Genomic DNA, 520 nt, shown 5'->3' with positions numbered 1-520 from the left:
ATTATGACTTGGTCATCATCGCGCCCCTCGGCCCTGTCCCGACTAATGGCTTTGATTTTGATGACGCGCTAATTCAGTGGCTAGTAGACAGCCAGCGAAAAAGAGGCGCAGTGGCGTCAGTATGTACCGGCGCATTTCTTGTGGCGGCGACAGGTTTGCTTGATCAGCGTCGCGCAACCACACACTGGAAGTATGCCTCCCAGTTTCGACAACAATTCCCGCTTGTTGATTTACAGATTGATAGCATGCTGACTCATGATGGAACATTATTCTGCTCAGGCGGCGCCTACGCATTTCAAGACCTCTGCCTTTATTTAATTGAAACGTTTTTTAGTCGCTCGCTCGCCGAAGCTTGCTCCAGATTACTGATGATTGATTTGTCTGAGAGATCGCAGCTAAGGTTTGCCGGTATACAAGCTTTGAAAGAACACAGTGATGAACACATTATTGGTATTCAAAACTGGATGGAAGATCATTTGGATAGCTTCGATAGTATCGAAGAGCTAGCAAACCGCTTTAA

At 46.7% G+C, this 520-nt stretch carries 1 protein-coding gene; it reads left to right on the top strand.

The window, feature by feature from the left end; all coding sequences use genetic code 11:
* Window positions 1-520, top strand: a 520-nt coding sequence (locus A3763_RS23580) for a GlxA family transcriptional regulator (protein ID WP_197483075.1), incomplete at both ends; no start/stop codon positions are given.

The organism is Oleiphilus sp. HI0128, assembly GCF_001635365.1.
Note: the sequence above shows the minus strand (reverse complement) of the source record. Positions and strands in the feature narration are given on the sequence as shown.